This window comes from Streptomyces sp. NPDC012935 (assembly GCF_042900345.1).
GTDB lineage: Bacteria > Actinomycetota > Actinomycetes > Streptomycetales > Streptomycetaceae > Streptomyces.
On record NZ_JBIBBC010000123.1, the window covers coordinates 1 to 1,064 of the forward strand.

Annotated in this window: 4 protein-coding genes; 3 read left to right on the forward strand and 1 reads right to left on the reverse strand. The window is 69.5% G+C overall.

The genetic code is table 11. From position 1 onward, the window contains the following. The coding region (locus ACFY5C_RS42015) for a multiprotein-bridging factor 1 family protein (RefSeq protein ID WP_389455380.1) at nt 1-231 on the reverse strand (231 nt) is incomplete at its 3' end. An 86-nt stretch (nt 232-317) separates the two neighbouring features. Here ACFY5C_RS42015 and ACFY5C_RS42020 point away from each other — a divergent pair. The 3 genes from ACFY5C_RS42020 to recO all read left to right on the forward strand — a co-directional run. After that, entirely contained in the window at nt 318-551 is a 234-nt protein-coding gene (locus tag ACFY5C_RS42020; protein ID WP_376726548.1) for a hypothetical protein, read from the forward strand. Continuing rightward, complete coding sequence (locus tag ACFY5C_RS42025; protein ID WP_062669372.1) at nt 548-763, forward strand: hypothetical protein; 216 nt, start codon at nt 548-550, stop codon at nt 761-763. Before ACFY5C_RS42020 ends, ACFY5C_RS42025 begins: the two co-directional genes overlap by 4 nt. Before the next feature lie 109 nt (nt 764-872). Beyond that, a partial coding sequence (gene recO / locus ACFY5C_RS42030) for a DNA repair protein RecO (protein WP_389455382.1) occupies nt 873-1,064 on the forward strand: 192 nt, incomplete at its 3' end.

The following is a 1,064-nucleotide window of genomic DNA, read 5'->3' on the forward strand; positions in this document are numbered from 1 at the left end:
GAGCTTTCGCCACAGCCTCTCGAAAATACCGTCGGATTGCAGCGCATCGTCAATCCGACGGGCCACGTCCAGCTGAGGCTTTCGAATCGCCTGTTCGAACTGGCCGACGTATCCGCCGGACACGAAAACCCGCGCCCCCAGTTCCGACTGCGTAATACCGGCGTTCTCCCGGCGCCTCTTCAGCTCCGCCCCGAAGAACTCCCACGCCGCCTGACGTGAACCGTTGGCCATGGCAACCCCCCAGCCCTGCGGTGCGCTTGTAGTGCACGGACTCCCGCCGAGTGTAGGCGCCACGCGTCACTATGGACCGGGGATGCGTGAAATCCGAATTCGAGGGGAGCAAGGTGACGGAACGGCACTCGGCGCACTGCGTCGAAGAAGCGGAGGAAGTGGTGAAGGAATTGCGGGCCGCGCTGGAGAAGGCAGGAATTACGCTCCCGACACTCCGGATCGATCCGGCGAGTCTCGCGCGTGAGGCGCCGTGCCCGCTCGTCGAATTGGGACGCTGCCCGGTGGACACCGCGCGGCGCCTCGCGGCGGTGCTGCGGTGAAGCCGTCCATCGGGTCGTATGTCTATGACACTCTTTCGGGTCGAATCGGCGTGGTGATGGGACACGAGGGCCCGTACGTCCAGCTGCGGCCGCACGGCGGCGGCAGGGAGTGGGACGCCGACCCGGCGTCCGTGCGCCCCGCCACCCCGTCCGAGCGGCTGCGCGTGGCGACGGCGTACGCGAACGCCCGCAGCAGGGGCGAGGTGCCCTGAGGGGGTGCCCCCGGCACACAGCGCCACCACCCCGGCACCGTCCGCACCGGCGGGGCGGTGGGGGACCCGACCGCACCCGCCGGTCACCCGCGTACGCGACAATGAGGGCATGAGTCTGTTCCGCGACGACGGCATCGTGCTGCGCACCCAGAAGCTGGGTGAGGCGGACCGGATCATCACCCTGCTCACCCGCGGGCACGGGCGGGTGCGGGCCGTGGCGCGCGGCGTGCGGCGCACCAAGTCGAAGTTCGGGGCGCGGCTCGAACCGTTCTCCCACGTCGACGTGCAGTTCTTCGCGCGG